At 69.3% G+C, this 15,600-nt stretch carries 13 protein-coding genes; 8 read left to right on the plus strand and 5 right to left on the minus strand.

What is annotated here, in order from left to right:
• The first annotated feature begins 117 nt into the window (after window positions 1-117).
• A complete protein-coding gene (locus tag ABD810_RS16060) occupies window positions 118-747 on the plus strand; it encodes a DUF899 domain-containing protein (protein ID WP_344939827.1) in 630 nt (209 codons plus the stop codon).
• Window positions 748-929: 182 nt separating this feature from the next.
• Here the strand turns inward: ABD810_RS16060 and ABD810_RS16065 are convergent, their stop codons facing one another.
• A complete protein-coding gene (locus ABD810_RS16065; RefSeq protein WP_344939829.1) occupies window positions 930-1,916 on the minus strand; it encodes a GlxA family transcriptional regulator in 987 nt (328 codons plus the stop codon).
• Window positions 1,917-2,101: 185 nt separating this feature from the next.
• On the opposite strand from ABD810_RS16065, the gene ABD810_RS16070 reads away from it, so the two are divergent.
• The 5 genes from ABD810_RS16070 to ABD810_RS16090 all read left to right on the plus strand — a co-directional run bounded on the left by ABD810_RS16070 (window position 2,102) and on the right by ABD810_RS16090 (window position 9,049).
• On the plus strand, window positions 2,102-2,434 hold the full coding sequence (locus ABD810_RS16070) for a hypothetical protein (protein WP_344939831.1): 333 nt from the start codon (window positions 2,102-2,104) through the stop codon (window positions 2,432-2,434).
• Window positions 2,435-2,521: 87 nt separating this feature from the next.
• Window positions 2,522-3,070, plus strand: a complete 549-nt coding sequence (locus tag ABD810_RS16075; RefSeq protein ID WP_344939834.1) for a GNAT family N-acetyltransferase — start codon at window positions 2,522-2,524, stop codon at window positions 3,068-3,070.
• 772 nt (window positions 3,071-3,842) lie between these two features.
• Window positions 3,843-5,264, plus strand: a complete 1,422-nt coding sequence (locus ABD810_RS16080; RefSeq protein WP_344939837.1) for a glycoside hydrolase family 10 protein — start codon at window positions 3,843-3,845, stop codon at window positions 5,262-5,264.
• Window positions 5,265-5,783: 519 nt separating this feature from the next.
• Entirely contained in the window at window positions 5,784-7,940 is a 2,157-nt protein-coding gene (locus ABD810_RS16085) for an alpha-galactosidase (protein ID WP_344939839.1), read from the plus strand.
• A 107-nt stretch (window positions 7,941-8,047) separates the two neighbouring features.
• Complete coding sequence (locus ABD810_RS16090) at window positions 8,048-9,049, plus strand: sugar kinase (RefSeq protein ID WP_344939842.1); 1,002 nt, start codon at window positions 8,048-8,050, stop codon at window positions 9,047-9,049.
• A gap of 57 nt (window positions 9,050-9,106) precedes the next feature.
• Here the strand turns inward: ABD810_RS16090 and ABD810_RS16095 are convergent, their stop codons facing one another.
• Genes ABD810_RS16095 through ABD810_RS16105 form a run of 3 tightly spaced genes read right to left on the minus strand, consistent with a single transcriptional unit; the run spans window position 9,107 to window position 12,124 of the window.
• The gene (locus ABD810_RS16095; protein ID WP_344939845.1) at window positions 9,107-10,612 is read right to left on the minus strand and encodes a tripartite tricarboxylate transporter permease; all 1,506 of its coding nucleotides are present in this window, start codon (window positions 10,610-10,612) and stop codon (window positions 9,107-9,109) included.
• A gap of 20 nt (window positions 10,613-10,632) precedes the next feature.
• Window positions 10,633-11,094 carry a tripartite tricarboxylate transporter TctB family protein gene (locus tag ABD810_RS16100; RefSeq protein ID WP_344939847.1) on the minus strand — a complete coding sequence of 154 codons (462 nt, stop codon included), beginning with the start codon at window positions 11,092-11,094 and terminating at the stop codon, window positions 10,633-10,635.
• 1 nt (window position 11,095) lies between these two features.
• Window positions 11,096-12,124 (minus strand): tripartite tricarboxylate transporter substrate-binding protein, encoded by a 1,029-nt coding sequence (locus tag ABD810_RS16105; RefSeq protein WP_344939849.1) that lies wholly within the window; start codon window positions 12,122-12,124, stop codon window positions 11,096-11,098.
• A gap of 173 nt (window positions 12,125-12,297) precedes the next feature.
• On the opposite strand from ABD810_RS16105, the gene ABD810_RS16110 reads away from it, so the two are divergent.
• Window positions 12,298-12,981, plus strand: a complete 684-nt coding sequence (locus ABD810_RS16110) for a response regulator transcription factor (protein ID WP_344939852.1) — start codon at window positions 12,298-12,300, stop codon at window positions 12,979-12,981.
• Window positions 12,982-12,987: 6 nt separating this feature from the next.
• Window positions 12,988-14,463, plus strand: a complete 1,476-nt coding sequence (locus tag ABD810_RS16115; protein WP_344939854.1) for a sensor histidine kinase — start codon at window positions 12,988-12,990, stop codon at window positions 14,461-14,463.
• A 140-nt stretch (window positions 14,464-14,603) separates the two neighbouring features.
• On the opposite strand, the gene ABD810_RS16120 is transcribed toward ABD810_RS16115, so the two are convergent.
• Window positions 14,604-15,563: a TAXI family TRAP transporter solute-binding subunit gene (locus tag ABD810_RS16120; RefSeq protein WP_344939856.1), complete on the minus strand. Its 960-nt coding sequence runs from the start codon at window positions 15,561-15,563 to the stop codon at window positions 14,604-14,606.
• Window positions 15,564-15,600 lie beyond the last annotated feature (37 nt).

A 15,600-nucleotide genomic window follows, 5' to 3' on the forward strand; every position in this document is an offset into this window, starting at 1 on the left:
GCAGAGGTTCCGGACGGATCACCCGACCGGAGAAAGCGCCGGACCGGCGAAGATCCGGTCGTCATGTGCGGGCCATCGGCCCCATGTTCTGTCGGTGGCATGGGACACAATCAGCGGATGGAGAAACCGAAGATGGTCGCGGCCGAGGAGTGGCAGCAGGCCCGTGATGAGCTGCTCAAGGCCGAGAAGGAAGCCACCCGCACCTTGGACGCGCTGGCCGCGCAGCGCCGCCGCCTCCCGATGGTCAAGTTCGACAACGGGTACACCTTTGACACACCGGCCGGTTCGAAGACCCTTCTCGATCTGTTCGAGGGTCGAGACCAGTTGGTCATCTATCAGTTCATGGACATCGGGCGAGACGCCTACTGCCCAGGCTGCACCGGCTTCACGAACAACGTTCCCCCGGCCGCGCTTGCCATGCTGGCCGACCGTGGGATCACGTGGGTGACCGTGTCGAACATGCCGCTCGCCCAGATCGAGGCGTACAAGACGAAGATGGGCTGGACACTGCCCTTCGTGTCGTCGCACGGCACACCGTTCGCGGAAGACTGCGGCGCTGGTGGCGGCTTCATGCTCAGCGTGTTCCTGCGCGACGGCGAGGACGTCTACCGGACGTACAACACCACCTCCCGCGGTGTCGACCGGCTCGTCTTCGTCCACAGCATCCTCGACCTGACCCCGTACGGCCGGCAGGAAGACTGGGAGGACTCCCCACCCGGCTGGCCGCAGCACCCCACGTACGGATAGGCCACCCGCACCTGAGTGCGTCCTTCGGGGAGCACAGGGCTGTCACACGGATAGGCGAACCGCAATTAAGTGCCTCCTTCGGGAAGCACTAGGCCGCTGCTTGGCACCGGCATGCGCAGAACGCCCTGACCGGGACGACCAGGGCGTTTCGCTGCGATCACCGGCATGGGCTGCGGCGGTGGTCAGCCAGGCGCCGGGGTGTACGTCATGGTCGACGACTGCGTCATCCGGTAGCGCGAGGGAGAGACCCCGTATCGGCCGACGAACGCCTGACGCAGGGTCTCCGCAGCGCCGAACCCGCACTGGGCCGCCACGACGGCCATCGGCAGGGAAGTGGAGGTAAGCAGATGGGCGGCGGCCTCTGTACGGGCCTGCCGGACGAACCTGCCCGGAGTCAAACCCACGTGCTTCAGGAACAGCCGGGTCAGGTGCCGTTCGCTCACCCCCGCGCCGGCCGCCAGCGTGGCCGTGGTCAGATCACCGTCCAGGTTGGCGGTGATGTGACCGATGACCCGCTTGACCAGGCTGTTGTCGGGTGGAGGCGGGGCGGTGAACATGCTCATCTGGGCCTGGTTGCCGGGTCGTTGCAGGTAGGTGACGAGGTTCCGGGCGACCTGCCGGGCCACCTGGGCCCCGTTGTCCTCCTCGATGAAGGCGAGGGTGAGATCCAGGGCGCTGGTGACACCGGCCGACGTGGCGATGTCGCCGTCACGTATGAAGATCGGATCAGGATCCACCAGAACCCGGGGGTACTTGGCGGCAAGGTCCCGCGCCCACTGCCAGTGGGTGGTGGCGCGCCGCCCGTCGAGCAGGCCCGTCGCCGCCAGGACCTCGGCCCCCGTGCATACCGAGGCGATCCGGCGGCTCTCCCGCGCCAGGCGGCGGACATGGGCGACGATCAGCGCGTTACCGGCCGCCGCCGCATGCCCGATGCCCCCGGAGACGACGATCGTGTCGAGCGGCCCCTTGACCTGTTCGAGCGCCTCCTGGGAGTGCAGCGTCAGGCCGCTCGCGCAGGTGATGGCGTGGCCTCCGGGGGTGGCAAGGCGCACATGGTAGGGGGGCACGGCCCCGAACCAGTTCGCACTCTCCAAGGTGGACGTCACGCAGGCGATGTCGAGCAACTGCGCGGCGGGGTACCCCACGACGATGACACGGCGCACGGTCATGTCGCGAATGTACGGCTACTCCCTGGCGGAAGACACGGACCCCAACTATTCGGACACAAAAGCCGAAGATCATTGGCTTACCGGTGGAAGGGCGGCACAGTCCAACCATGACGGAGACAGCAGCTTCGAAGATGCGGCACTCTTGGCCCCGATTCGCCCGCCACTACGTTGAGATGGTCCTCGCGATGCTCGTCGGTATGGCGGTGCTCGGACTGCTCCGCGGCGCCGTCGGGCTCGGCCTGTCGTACGAGCGGGACCCTGAGCTCGCGTATCTGTTGATGGCGTTCGACATGTCCGTCGGCATGGCCGTCTGGATGCGCTACCGCGGCCATGGCTGGGCGCGCACCCTGGAGATGTGCGGCGCCATGTTCGCACCCGTGCTGCCGCTGTTCCCGCTGCTGTGGCTCGACGTCATCGACGGTATGGACCTGATGATGATCGCCCACGTGGCGATGCTCCCGCTCATGCTGATCGTCATGCTCTGGCGGCGCGACGAGTACGCCACGTGCGCGGACTGATCCGCGTAGCCGAGTGATCATCCGCGGTCGTATCGTGACCTGCCGCATAGAGCTGGTGACCCGGCCGCACCTCCCAGGAGCGACCCCATGACCATCACCTGGCGCCGGCTCGACGAGCCCGACTTTCCTCTGCTGCGTCGCTGGTTGGAGCAGCCGCACGTGGCTCGATGGTGGAACCATGAGACCTCGGCCGAGGCGGTGCTGCGTGACTTCGGCCCCGCGGCCCGAGGCGAGGAGCCGTCGGAGGACTTCCTCGCCCTGCTCGACGGTCTGCCCCTCGGGCTGGTGCAGCGCTGCCGGCTCGCCGACTACCCCGAATACCAGGACGAGCTGTCACCGGTCGTCGATCTGCCCGCCGGTGCGATGAGCATCGACTACCTCATCGGTGACCAGGCGCGGACCGGGTGTGGCCTCGGCCCTCTCATGATCGCCTCGATGGTCGAGCGCACCTGGTCCGACTACGCCGATGCCACGTGCGTTCTGGTGCCGGTGGTCGCGGCCAACCGGGCGTCATGGCGGGCGCTGGAGAAGGCGGGCCTGCGACGGGTCGGCGAGGGGAACATCGAGCCCGACAACCCCATTGACGACCCGCTGCACTACGTGTACCGAGTGGACCGGCCACAGCCGGTCCTGTGACAGTGCGGGCCGTTGCCCTCGAAGGCACCGGGAGCACCTGTTCTACCCCACTGACCACGATGCGCTCACGATGCCCGTCCCATTCTGAGGCCACGTTCCGCGAATTCTGAGGCCACGTTCCGTGAAGGCCGCGGAGCGTTGACGCCAAGAAGGACATATGCACTCTCACACTCGTACAAGGTCAAGCTCAAACTGACCGGCCTCTAACCGAACCGGTCGAAGGCCCCGCCGGATTCACGGCGGGGCCTTCGCGTGCGCCCGGCTGATCGATCCCCGCGGGACCAACGGCCGGTGCGCGGCTGTTATCGACCGGTGTGCACCGGCATCGATGAAAGATTCAACAATACGCACTGTCCCCTGAAGTCCGTCGCCGCGGCAACAAGGTGATCTTCGCCCGATCAGCTCCCATCGGGGCCGCCAGACCGGTTCGGTAAGGGCGTTGCGGTGAAAGTTTCATCGACGATGTTTCGCCTCGGCAGGGTAGGGATGTGCTGATATTTCAGCAGGTAGAGCTGTTATCAAGACACGTGTAAAGATTCGTTGGTAAGGCATGGATTCCGAAACTTTCATGATGGTCTTGACATATTTCGGGGAAATTTCCACACTGAGTCCCCGAGGCGCTCTTCTGCTGCCAGGTCGGTGGTATGGCAGCAGGAGGGCTCCTTCTGCGACGTCCTCATGATGTGCGTTCTCGCTTATGGGTGGGGCGTCGATCCCGCTGGGCGTCGCTGCGTTTCCCGCTATTCCGTGACTCAGTTGTGGAGGCTCAGGTATGAGCACAAACGCCACCCCCCCGGATCGATCCCGGCGACCACTCAGCGGCTCCCGCCGGATACTGCTCGCCTGTGCCCTCGGCGTACTCGGCACGATCACGGCGCTGGCGGGGTCGGTTCCCGCCGGTGCTGCGGCGAGCACGCTCGGCGCGGCGGCCGCGCAGAGCGGCCGGTACTTCGGCACCGCCATCAGCGCCGGCAAGCTCGGTGATTCGGCGTACACCACCATCGCGAGCCGCGAGTTCAACATGGTGACGGCCGAGAACGAGATGAAGATCGACGCCACCGAGCCCCAGCAGAACCAGTTCAACTTCACCAACGCCGACCGGGTGTACAACTGGGCCGTCCAGAACGGCAAGCAGGTCCGCGGGCACACCCTGGCCTGGCACTCCCAGCAGCCCGGTTGGATGCAGTCCATGAGCGGCAGCGCGCTGCGCCAGGCGATGATCAACCACATCAACGGCGTGATGAACCACTACAAGGGCAAGATCTACGCCTGGGACGTGGTGAACGAGGCGTTCGACGACGGCAACGGCGGCCGGCGCCAGTCGAACCTCCAGGCCACGGGCAACGATTGGATCGAGGTCGCCTTCCGCACCGCGCGGGCCGCCGACCCGGCCGCCAAGCTCTGCTACAACGACTACAACATCGACAACTGGACCTGGGCCAAGACCCAGGGCGTCTACAACATGGTCAGGGACTTCAAGTCCCGCGGCGTGCCGATCGACTGTGTGGGCCTGCAGTCGCACTTCAACAGCGGCAGCCCCTACAACAGCAACTACCGCACCACGATCTCCAGCTTCGCCGCCCTGGGCGTCGACGTGCAGATCACCGAGCTGGACATCCAGGGTGCCTCTGCCCAGACCTACGCCGCGGTGACCAACGACTGCCTGGCCGTGGCCCGCTGCACCGGCATCACCGTCTGGGGCGTCCGCGACCAGGACTCCTGGCGCTCGGGCGACACCCCGCTGCTGTTCAACGGCAGCAACAAGAAGCCCGCCTACGACGCGGTCCTCAACGCCCTCAACAACGCGAGTCCCAACCCCAACCCCACCCCGACCCCGACGCCCACCCCGACGCCCACGCCCACGCCCACGCCGACTCCGACTCCGACTCCGGGCCCGGGAGGGGCGTGTTCGGCGACGATCGCGACGGTCGGCAGCTGGCAGGGTGGATTCCAGTCGACGGTGACGGTCCGCGCGGGCAACTCTGCCGTCAACGGGTGGACAGTGAGGTGGACCTGGCCCGGCGGGCAGAGCATCAGCAGCCTGTGGAGCGGCACGCACACCGTGTCCGGTTCCAGCGTGACGGTGCGCAACGCCTCCTACAACGGCTCGGTCGCGGCGAACGCGTCCACCACCTTCGGCTTCACCGCCAACGGCACCGCGGCCACCCCCACCGCCACGTGCACCAGCCCCTGACCCATCGCCAGCTGAGCCGGTCCGGCGTCCGCGCCGGTCGGATCGTCGACCACGTCAGCGTCACCATGATCGCAACCATGACAAGGAGCTAGTACGAGTCGGCGGGCCTGCCACGTCAGGCCCGCCATGGAGATTCGGGCCGGGAGGTGGAGACCACCTCCCGGCCCGAACGCGTGCATCTCGCGATCCGGCGGGCCCCTAGGGACGTCCGGCCGTGCGGGGCACAAGCACGGCGAGACACGCATGTTTGATGCAGGTGACCGATGATTCCCGCCGACACCGTGACGAGGCGCGTCGGCCGAGTTCAGCCTGCACTCCTTCGAGACGTTCTTCTCGACGGACTGCGGGGACAGTTCGGTACGGATTACCCCACACTGATGGCGGGCGCGCTCGTGTGCTCAATACCTCTCGTGCTCGTCTTCCTGGCCCTGCAACCCCAGTTCTTCCGGGGCATCGCGAACAGCGGGCTCAAGGGATGACGAACCCATGGAACAACGGAACCGCGGAGAACGACGAACAGTGAACGACGGCCTGCCCACCCCGATCCACCTGCGTGCCGGAGGCACCAGCCTTATCGCCGCAGTCGACGGCGGACGGCTTCCGCGCATCCTGCACTGGGGGCCGGATCTCGGCGAGCTCGGTGACAACGCCCTGGCCGACCTCCAGCGGGCCGCGCTGCCCGCCATCGGCGACAGCGCGGTCACCTACCCCCAGCCCGTCCCGGTGCTTCCCCAGCTCACCGAGGGGTGGCTCGGCCGCCCCGGGCTCGCCGGGGACAGCGACGGCCGCCGCTGGGCGCCGTACTTCCGGGGCGCGACGCACGAGGCCGTCGACACGGCCGACGGGCCCGTACTCCGCAGCAGGGCGCACGACCCCGAGTACGGCCTCGCCATCGACATCGAGATCCAGGTGCTCTCGGGCAGCGGGCTCGTCCGCCAGCGGGCCCAGGTCAGGAACGATACCGGGACGCCGTACCGGGTCACCTCCCTCGAACTGGCCCTTCCCGTGCCGTCGGAAGCCGCGGAGATCCTCGACCTGACCGGTCGCTGGGCGCTGGAACGCGTGCCCCAGCGCCGCCCGTTCCAGGTGGGCGAGTGGGTGCGGGCCTCACGTGGCGGCAAGCCGGGACTGGAGCACACCCTGCTGCTGGTCGCCGGTGAGCGAGGGTTCGGCTTCCGGCAGGGGACGGTGTGGGCCACCCACCTCGCGTGGAGCGGCAACCAGGTGCTCGCCGCCGAGCTGACTCCGGCGGGCACGCGGCACCTCGCCGCGGGAGAACTGCTGCTGCCGGGCGAGGTGGTGCTCGGACAGGGAGAGGTATTCCAGAGCCGCTGGCAGTACGGCTCGTGGGGGGTGGGTCTGGACGAACTCGCCGGTCGCTTCCATCGGCACCTGAGGTCCCGGCCGCGGCACCCTCGCTCGCCCCGGCCCGTGGTGCTGAACACATGGGAGGCGGTCTACTTCCGGCACGACCTCGGCACCCTGAACGAACTCGCCGAACGGGGCGCGGAGATCGGCGCCGAGCGGTTCGTGCTCGACGATGGATGGTTCCTTGGCCGTCGCGACGACACCGGCTCGCTCGGCGACTGGACGGTCGACCCCACCCTCTGGCCGGAGGGTCTCACCCCGCTCGCCGATCGGGTGCGCGCGCTCGGCATGGACTTCGGGCTCTGGTTCGAACCCGAGATGATCAACCTGGACTCCGAGCTGGCCCGCCGGCACTCAGAGTGGATCTTCGACGCGGGGCACGGCACCGGCCTGCCCTCCCGGCACCAGCATGTGCTCGACCTCGGCCATCCCGGCGCGTACGCCTACCTGTTCGACCGGATGAACGAGCTCGTGGGCTCGCTCGGCATCGCCTACATCAAGTGGGACCACAACCGGTACCTGCTCGACGCCGGCCACGCTCCCGAGGGCCGGCCGGGGGTGCGCACCCAGGTTCTACAGGCGTACCGGTTGATGGAGCAGCTCAAAGCCGCCCATCCGGGGCTGGAGATCGAATCGTGCGCCAGCGGAGGGGGCCGCGTCGACCTCGGCGTCCTGGAGTTCACCGACCGGGTGTGGCCCAGTGACTGCAACGACCCGCACGAGCGGCTGGAGATCCAGCGCTGGACCGGGCTGCTGGTGCCGCCGGAGATGCAGGGCACGCACATCGGGGCCGAGGAGTCGCACACCACCCACCGGACCCATCCGCTCGACTATCGGGCGGAGAAGGCGCTGTGGGGGCATCTGGGAGTCGAGACGAATCTGCTCACCATGGACGAGGAGACCAGGGCGGCGCTGGCGCGTTGGGTCGCCTTCCACAAGGAGCACCGCGCCCTGTTGCACTCGGGTCGGGTCGTCCACGCCGACCTCGCCGACGCGGCGTACCGGCTGGAGGGGGTCGTGTCGGAGGACCGGGCCGAGGCGCTCTTCGCGTTCAGCGTCGTCGAACGCCCGGCGACCTGGCCGCCGGGACGGATCCGGTTCCCCGGGCTGGACGACACGCGCCACTACACGGTCGAAGCCGTCTACCCCGGTTCCCCGCCCGCGGCCGGCACCGTGCTCCCGCGGTGGCAGCACGCCGGCGTCACCCTGCCTGGGCGGTCGCTACGGCTCGTCGGCGTCGAAGCGCCGTCCCTGGACGTCGACCGATCGGTGGTGCTGCGGGTGGTGAGCACTCCGGCGGGGTCATAGAGCGGCGCCTGCTCAGCCCTTCGCGCGGTCGCGGTACTCGGTGGGACTCGCCCCGTGCATCCGCCTGATGAGACGGTGAGGGCAGTGTGGGAGACAGTGAGGGCAGTGTGGGAGACGGTGAGGGCAGTGTGGGAGACGGTGGGGGCGGTGTGGGAGACGGTGGCGGCGACGTCGTCACGTTCGGTGAGACGATGGCGGCCCTGCGGGCGGATGGCCTGATCAGGCTGGGCGGGACGATGCGGCTCTCGGTCGCGGGCGCGGAGTCCAACGTCGCGATCGGCCTCGCCCGGCTGGGCCACCGAGTCCGCTGGATCGGTCTGGTGGGAGCCGACGAGACCGGGGAACTGGTGCTGCGGACGTTGCGCGCCGAGGGCGTCGACGTGACCCATGCCCGCTCTGATGAGCGCGGGCCCACTGGCATGATCTTGACGGAGCGCCGGGTCGGCGAGCTGATCCGGGTGATCTACCACCGGGCGGGCTCCGCGGCTTCCTTCCTCTCGCCCGACGACGTCCTGCCCGCGCTCGACCCGCCGCCGAGGCTGGTGCACCTCACCGGCATCACGCCGGCCCTCGGACGCGGCCCGGCCGAGGCGGTCCGCGCGGCGGTACGGGCGGCCGCCGCCTCGGGCGTACCGGCCTGTCTCGACGTCAACCACCGCGCCCGGCTCTGGAGCCGCGACCAGGCGGCCGAAGCGCTCCGCCCGCTGGCGCCATCGTTGTCGATCATCGTCGCCTCCGACGATGAGCTGGAACTGGTCGCCCCCGCCTCCGCGACGACGGAGCGCGACCGCGTGGCCGCGCTGCTCGACGCCGGTGTGACCGAAGTGATCGTCAAACGCGGCGGGGAGGGCGCCGACGGCCACACCGCGGATCAGGCCGTCCACACTCCGGCCCGGCGGGTCCAGGTCGCGGACGTGGTGGGCGCCGGCGACGCCTTCGTCGCCGGCTACCTCTCCGGACTGCTCGACGGCCTGGACCTGACCGGCCGTCTCGGCAGGGCGGTCACCACGGGCGCCTTCGCCGTCGCCTGCTCCGGCGACTGGGAAGGGCTGCCCACCCGGCCCGAACTCGGCCTGCTCGACACCCTGCCCGGATCCATTCTGCGCTGACCAACGGCGGGAGCGGGCCGGTGACGGAGGTCCGCGACGGTCGCGGATCGAGCGTTGCTACTCCTCCTCGGCGAACACGGTCTCGCGGCGCCTGCGGATCGTCGGAAGGACGGCGAGGACGAGCGCCGCCACGGCCAGGGCCAGGAGTACCGCGGAGATCGGCCGGGTCAGGAAGACCGACGTGTCGCCGCGGTGGATGATGAACGCCCGCCGCAGGTTCTCCTCGAGCAAGGGGCCGAGGACGAAGCCGAGCAGCAGTGGCGCCGGCTCACAGCCGCACTTGATCAGGATGTAGCCCAGGATCCCGAAGAGCACGATCGCGTAGACGTCGTAGGCGTTGAAGTCCAGCGAGAACGTGCCGATCGCGGCGAACAGGATGATCATCGGGAACAGCACCTGGTACGGGATGCGAAGCATGCGCACCCACAAGCCGATCAGCGGCAGGTTCAGCAGCACGAGCAGTACGTTGCCGATCCACATCGACGCGATCAGGCCCCAGAACAGCGCCGGTTCGTCGGTGAGGACGTTCGGGCCGGGGGTTATGCCGTGGACGATGAACGCGCCGACCATCAGTGCCATGACCGGGTGGGCGGGCAGCCCAAGGGTGAGCAGTGGGATGAACGACGTCTGCGCGGCGGCGTTGTTCGCCGACTCCGGGCCGGCGACGCCCTCGATCGCGCCGCGCCCGAACTCGTGCTGCCGCTTCGAGATCCGCTTCTCGACGGCGTACGAGGTGAACGAGGCCAGCACGTGGCCGCCGCCTGGCAGGACGCCGAGCGCCGCGCCGAGACCGGTGCCCCGCAGGATCGGGCCGATCATCCGGCGCCGATCCTCGCGGGTCGGCCAGAGGTTCTTCACCTTGCTGACGACCGCCGTGCGGGTCTGCTCGTTCTCCAGGTTGCGCAGGATCTCGGCCACCCCGAACATGCCGACGGCGACCGACACGAAGTCGATGCCGCCGTACAACTCGCGCTGGTCGAACACGAACCGGGGCGTGCCGGTGTAGATGTCCTGGCCGACGGTACCGAACAGGACGCCGAGCGCGATCATCGCCAGCGCCTTGAGCGTCGAGCCACGCGCCAGCGCGATCGACACGATCAGGCCGAGCAGCACCAGCGAGAAGTACTCGACCGGGCCGAACTTCAACGCGACGCGGGCCAGCGGCGGGGCCGCGACGGCCAGCACGACGGTGGCCACCGTACCCGCGATGAAGGACCCGATCGCGGCGGCGGCCAGCGCCGCGCCGGCCCGGCCCTGCCGGGCCATCTCGTGCCCGTCCAGCGCGGTGACCGCCGCCGACGACTCACCGGGCAGGTTGATCAGGATGGCGGTCGTCGAGCCGCCGTACTGTGCGCCGTAGTAGATTCCGGCCAGCATGATCAGCGCCGTGACCGGCTCGAAGCTGAACGTGATCGGCAGCAGCATCGCCACCGTCGCCGTCGGCCCGATGCCGGGCAGCACGCCGACCGCCGTCCCGAGCAGCACTCCGACGAAGCAGTAGAGGACGTTCTGGACGAGGAGGGCGGTCGAGAGGCCCAGCGCGAGGTTGTCGAGGAGTTCCATGCCTCAATCCGGATGCCGCGTCAGAACCCCAGCCACGGGCCCACCAGCGGGATCCGCAGCTGAAGTCCGACGACGAAGATGAGCGTGCCTGCCACGGTCAGCCCGGCGGCCACGGCCACGGCCGTGAGCAGCCGTACGCGCGAGCTGGCCAGCGTGGTGAGCAGGGCGGTCACCGCTGACGCCGGTACGAATCCGAGGCCCCGGACGGTGAATCCGAAGAACAGGAGCGCGAGCACGATGACGGCGACCGCACGCCAGGGAATCGATCCGAACGAGATCACCTCGCCAGCGATGAGTCCCTTGATGGCGATCGCCAGGCCCAGGGCGGCCACGGTCGCGCCGACCAGCAGCGGGAAGGCGCCGGGGCCCATCCGCAGTGGGGCGCCCAGCTCGTAGCCGAGCGACCCCACCACGAATGCGCCACCGATCAGGACGAAGATGCCCCCGGCGAGAATGTCCGGGAAGGACCGGCGGCGCTCCACCTCAGGAGGCCTTGACCCCTGCGTCGGCGATGACCTTCGCCCAGGTGCCGAGTTGCTCTTCGAGCTTGGCCCGGTGCGCCTGCGGGGTCGCGTCCTCTGCCGCGACCGGCGCGGTGCCGAGCTTGGCCATCTGGTCGATGACCTTCTGGTCGGCCAGTGCCGTCTTCAGCGCCTCGGACAGCTTCTGTACGACGTCCTGCGGCGTGCCCTTCGGGACGTACAGGCCGTGCCAGACGCTGACCTTGAGCTGGGGCAGCCCGGCCTCGGTCGTGGTGGGCAGGTCGGGCAGGCTCTTCACCCGCTCCGGCGTGGTGACCGCGTACGCCTTCACCTCTCCCGCGGAGATCTGGCCGCTGGTGTTGGTCGTCTGGTCGCACATGAAGTCGACCTGGCCGCCGACGAGGTCGGTCAGCGCGGGGCCGGTGCCTTCGTACGGAACCTCCTGGAGCTTGACCCCGGCGGCCGTCTGGAACAGCAGGCCGCACAGGTGGGACGCGGCGCCGATGCCGGCGTTGGCCAGGGTGACCTTGTTGGCGTTCGCCTTCACGTAGGTCACGAGGTCCTGGAGTGTCTTGGGCTCGAAGTCCTTGCGGGCGACGACCGTCATCGGCACCTCGGTGACGAGCCCCACCATCTCGAAGCTCTCGAGCGGCTTGTAGCCCAGGTCCTTGTACAGGGCGGGCGCCGTCGACATGCCGATGTGGTGCATGAGCACGGTGTAGCCGTCGGGCTCGGCCCGCGCGACCTGGCCGGCGCCGACCGTGCCGCCCGCGCCCTCGACGTTCTGTACGACGATCTTGCCGCCGAGCTTGGCGGCCATCGGCTCGGCGACCATGCGGGTGACGGTGTCCGTCGGACCGCCCGCACTGAACGGCACGACGAACGTGATGTTCTGGTCCGGGTAGCCTCCGCTGCTGGCGCCACCCCCGGTAGGGGTACCTCCGTTGCCGGAACAGGCGGCGACGAGCGAAACGACGCCGATCACGGTGATCATCCGCGCGGCGGCCCGGTACCTGCTGGTCGTTCTCATGTCGCGGCCTCCTCGTCAGCGCATTCGCATTCGTCGGTGAGTGCGCGGCCTCAGTCTGGGCTGGCAGGGACGCGGATGGTGTCAGAGGAATCCCAAGGAATGCGCCGGATGTCAGAGAAATCCCAAGAACTGGAGGGCTAACACGCGCGTCGATCCCGGTCGTACAATCCGGTATGCGGATCACCATCATCGAGGATGACGACCGCGTAGCGCGGGGTCTGGTGACCGTCCTTGCCCAGGCGGGCTTCGAGGTCCACCGCATCGCCACCGCCGCGGAGGCCGTGCGTGCCGCCCCATCCGATGTGGTCCTCGTCGACCTGGGTCTGCCCGACGGCGACGGACTCGACGTGATCCGCAAGCTGCGTGACCGCCCGGAGACCGCCGTCATCGCCGTTACAGCGCGCTCGGAGGAGCACGAGCGGGTCCGTGGCCTGCGCGCCGGCGCCGACGACTACATCGTGAAGCCGTTCGGCATCCCGGAACTGCTGGCCCGGATCGACGCCGTCCTGCGGCGCACCCGGGTGGCCCGTGCCCTGAGCCACCCGGACGAGCCGCTCGTCCTCGGTCCGATGCAGATTTGCGTCGGCACCCGCGAGGTCACCGTCGACGGCACGCCTATAACGCTGACCCGCAAGGAGTTCGAGCTGCTCCTGCTGCTGGCCCGGCGGGCGCCGAACGTGGTGAGCCGCGACGTCATCCTCGACCAGATCTGGGGCGCGACCTGGGAGTCATCGAGTCGCACCCTGGACACCCACATCGCGGCGTTGCGGCACAAGCTCGGGCCGGCCGTGGTCATCCGCACGATCCACGGGGTCGGCTATCGGCTCCTGGCCGACCGGCCGGAGCTGATCGGCTGACGCGCCGTGCACCGTCGCCTGCTCGTCGTCCTCGTGCCCCTCGCGGTGCTGCTCGTCGCGGCGCTCGGGGTGCCGCTCAGCGTCACCGTGGCCGAGCGGGAGATGCAGGAGACCTACGTCGACCGGCTCAACGACGTCGGCCGGTTCGCGTCGCTGGCCGAGACCGCGCTGTCGACCGGGCGGACCGAGGCGCTCCGCCAGGAGCTGGCGCACTACCACGAGCTGTACGGCATCCCGGCCGCGGTGATCGACACGTCGGGCACGGTGCTGCTCGGACCAGCTGGCGCGTACCAGGAGGCGGCGCGGGCCGAGCCGTCGTTGCCCCGGGTCGTGACCGCGGCGCTGGCCGGGGCGAGGTCCGAACCGTCCGCGGAATGGGCGCCGTGGGACGACTCCGCACTCGTGGTCGTGGAGCCGGTGGGCCGGGACAGCGAGGTCGTCGGCGCCATCGTGACGATCTCCGACCTGTCGAAGACGCGCCATCGCATCCTCGTGCGATGGGCCCAGCTCGCCGGGCTCGGGTTGCTGCCGTTGGTCGCGCTGGTGGCCGTCGCCTGGCCGGTGTCGGCGTGGGTGCTGCGGCCGGTACGTGAGCTGGACGCGGCGAGCTCGCGCATCTCACAGGGCGACCTCACCATCCGGGCGGACGCCGAGGCCGGCCCGGTCGAGCTGCGGCGGCTGGCGGAGTCGTTCAACACCATGATGGACGCGGTCGAGAACGCCGTGCAGCGGCAGCGGGCGTTCGTGGCCGACGCGTCGCATCAGTTGCGCAATCCGCTGACCAGCCTGCGGCTCGCTGTGGAGAGTCTGGAACCGCATCGGCGCGCGGCCGGCGACGGACGGGAGGTGTACGACATCGCCGTCGACGAGCTGAAGGCGATGCAGCGGATGCTGAACTCACTCCAGGCCAGTGCGCGGATGGAGAGCATACGGACGGCGTCGCCGGTGGATCTCGACGCGGTGCTGGCGACGCGGGTGGACCGGTGGCGGGCGTTGACGGCGACGGCGGGGCAGACACTGGCGGTCGACGTGCCACCGGGGCTGCGGCTGCTGGAGCCACCGGGCGGACTGGGCAGCATCCTGGACGAGCTGATCAGCAACGCGTTACGGCTGTCGGACGCACAGGTGGTCGAGGTGACCGCCCGATTCGTCCCTGGGGGCGCGGGCACCGGACAGGGCAACGCTTCCGGGGGCGTGGTCGCGATCGCCGTCCGTGACGACGGCCAGGGGATCGACGCGTCCGAGCGGGCCCAGGCGCTACGGCGGTTCTGGCGGTCGCCGCGGCACCAGAACGTGTCCGGGACCGGCCTTGGACTGGCGATCTGCGCCGACCTGGTCGGGGCGGCCGGCGGCGAGCTGCGGCTGGAGGAGGGCCTGCCGCGTCCGGACGGATCCGGGCATGGATTCGCCGCGGTGATCGCATTGCCGGTCGCTCCGCAGGTGGCCACGTCGTCCGACGCCCCGGCGCCGTCGCCCGTCTGAGGACCGGGCTCGGTCGCTCGTTTGAGGGCTCGGTCGGGTCGCTGATCTGAGGGCTCGGATTGGGTCGCAAATCTGAGGGCCCGAGTTGGGTCGCTGATTTTAAGAGCCCGGGTTGAGTCGCTGGCTGTCGCTGTCTCGGGTCAGCGTTTGCGGTCGCGGAACCAGGCGGCCGCGCCCGGATGGAGCGGGATCGACGCGGTGGAGATCCCGGTACGCACGTTGATCCGCCACGCTTCGGGAACGGCTTCGGCGTCGTCGCGGCCGGTGGAGGTGATCGTGCCGGTGTGCGTGAATATCGTGTCGGTGATGGCGTAGATCAGGTCATCGGGCAGGTCGTTGCGCACGAGAAGCACGTTCGGCACAGCGACGGTACGGGTGGCCGGGACGCCGGCGTAGGCGGTCGTGGGGATGATGGCCGGAGTGTAGGGACCGGGGAACGCCGTGAAGAGCGCGTCCGCCTGCGCGTCCAACGGGATCAACCGGATCGGGTGCCGCTGCGCCAGCTCCGTGATGGCAGGTGTCGGGACGCCGGTCAGGGAGAACATCGCGTCGATCTCACCGTCGCGCAGTGCCGCAGCCGATTCCGCCTGGCTGAGGTACCGGCCGTCGGCTTTCACCAGGCCGAGCTCCAGAACCCGAAGCGACGTGAACTCCGTACCCGAGTCGCGCGCACCGAGGGATACGCGCTTGCCCTCGACGTCCCGGAACTCGTCGATCGCCGAACCGGCCATGACCACCAAATGCAGGTGACTGTCGTAGAGCCGGCATATCGCCGAGAGCCCCTCGGGCGCGCTGCCGTCGGTCGTGATCAGCGCGTCCAGGCTCGTCAGCCCAAGGTGCACCTCACCGGTCCGCAGCATCCGGATGTTGTCGGTGGACGCCCCGCTCGGCACGGTGATCACCGTGGCACCCGGCACCTGCTCGGAGATGTGCTCGGCCAGCGCACCGCCGATGCGCCGGTACACCGCCCCCGCCGGCCCGGTGGCCAGCCGCAGGTGAACCTTGTCGACCTCAGGCTGCCGGGAGCAACCGGCGACCAGCCCTCCTGCGGCCAGAAGCACCACCCGCCGACTGAGCCGGGTCTCCGGTTTCACTGCCATGCCGAGATGATACGAACGGCACCCATCCACATCAGCG

The organism is Sphaerisporangium flaviroseum (assembly GCF_039537005.1).
In the GTDB taxonomy this organism is placed as follows: Bacteria; Actinomycetota; Actinomycetes; order Streptosporangiales; family Streptosporangiaceae; genus Sphaerisporangium; species Sphaerisporangium flaviroseum.

Excerpts from the sequence above, each read along its gene's own strand:
- ABD810_RS16120 (WP_344939856.1), bottom strand. The coding sequence starts at position 15,563 with ATGGCAGTGAAACCGGAGACCCGGCTCAGTCGGCGGGTGGTGCTTCTG.
- ABD810_RS16080 (WP_344939837.1), top strand. The coding sequence starts at position 3,843 with ATGAGCACAAACGCCACCCCCCCGGATCGATCCCGGCGACCACTCAGC.
- ABD810_RS16070 (WP_344939831.1), top strand. The coding sequence starts at position 2,102 with ATGCTCGTCGGTATGGCGGTGCTCGGACTGCTCCGCGGCGCCGTCGGG.
- ABD810_RS16060 (WP_344939827.1), top strand. The coding sequence starts at position 118 with ATGGAGAAACCGAAGATGGTCGCGGCCGAGGAGTGGCAGCAGGCCCGT.
- ABD810_RS16075 (WP_344939834.1), top strand. The coding sequence starts at position 2,522 with ATGACCATCACCTGGCGCCGGCTCGACGAGCCCGACTTTCCTCTGCTG.
- ABD810_RS16095 (WP_344939845.1), bottom strand. The coding sequence starts at position 10,612 with ATGGAACTCCTCGACAACCTCGCGCTGGGCCTCTCGACCGCCCTCCTC.
- ABD810_RS16105 (WP_344939849.1), bottom strand. The coding sequence starts at position 12,124 with ATGAGAACGACCAGCAGGTACCGGGCCGCCGCGCGGATGATCACCGTG.
- ABD810_RS16110 (WP_344939852.1), top strand. The coding sequence starts at position 12,298 with ATGCGGATCACCATCATCGAGGATGACGACCGCGTAGCGCGGGGTCTG.
- ABD810_RS16065 (WP_344939829.1), bottom strand. The coding sequence starts at position 1,916 with ATGACCGTGCGCCGTGTCATCGTCGTGGGGTACCCCGCCGCGCAGTTG.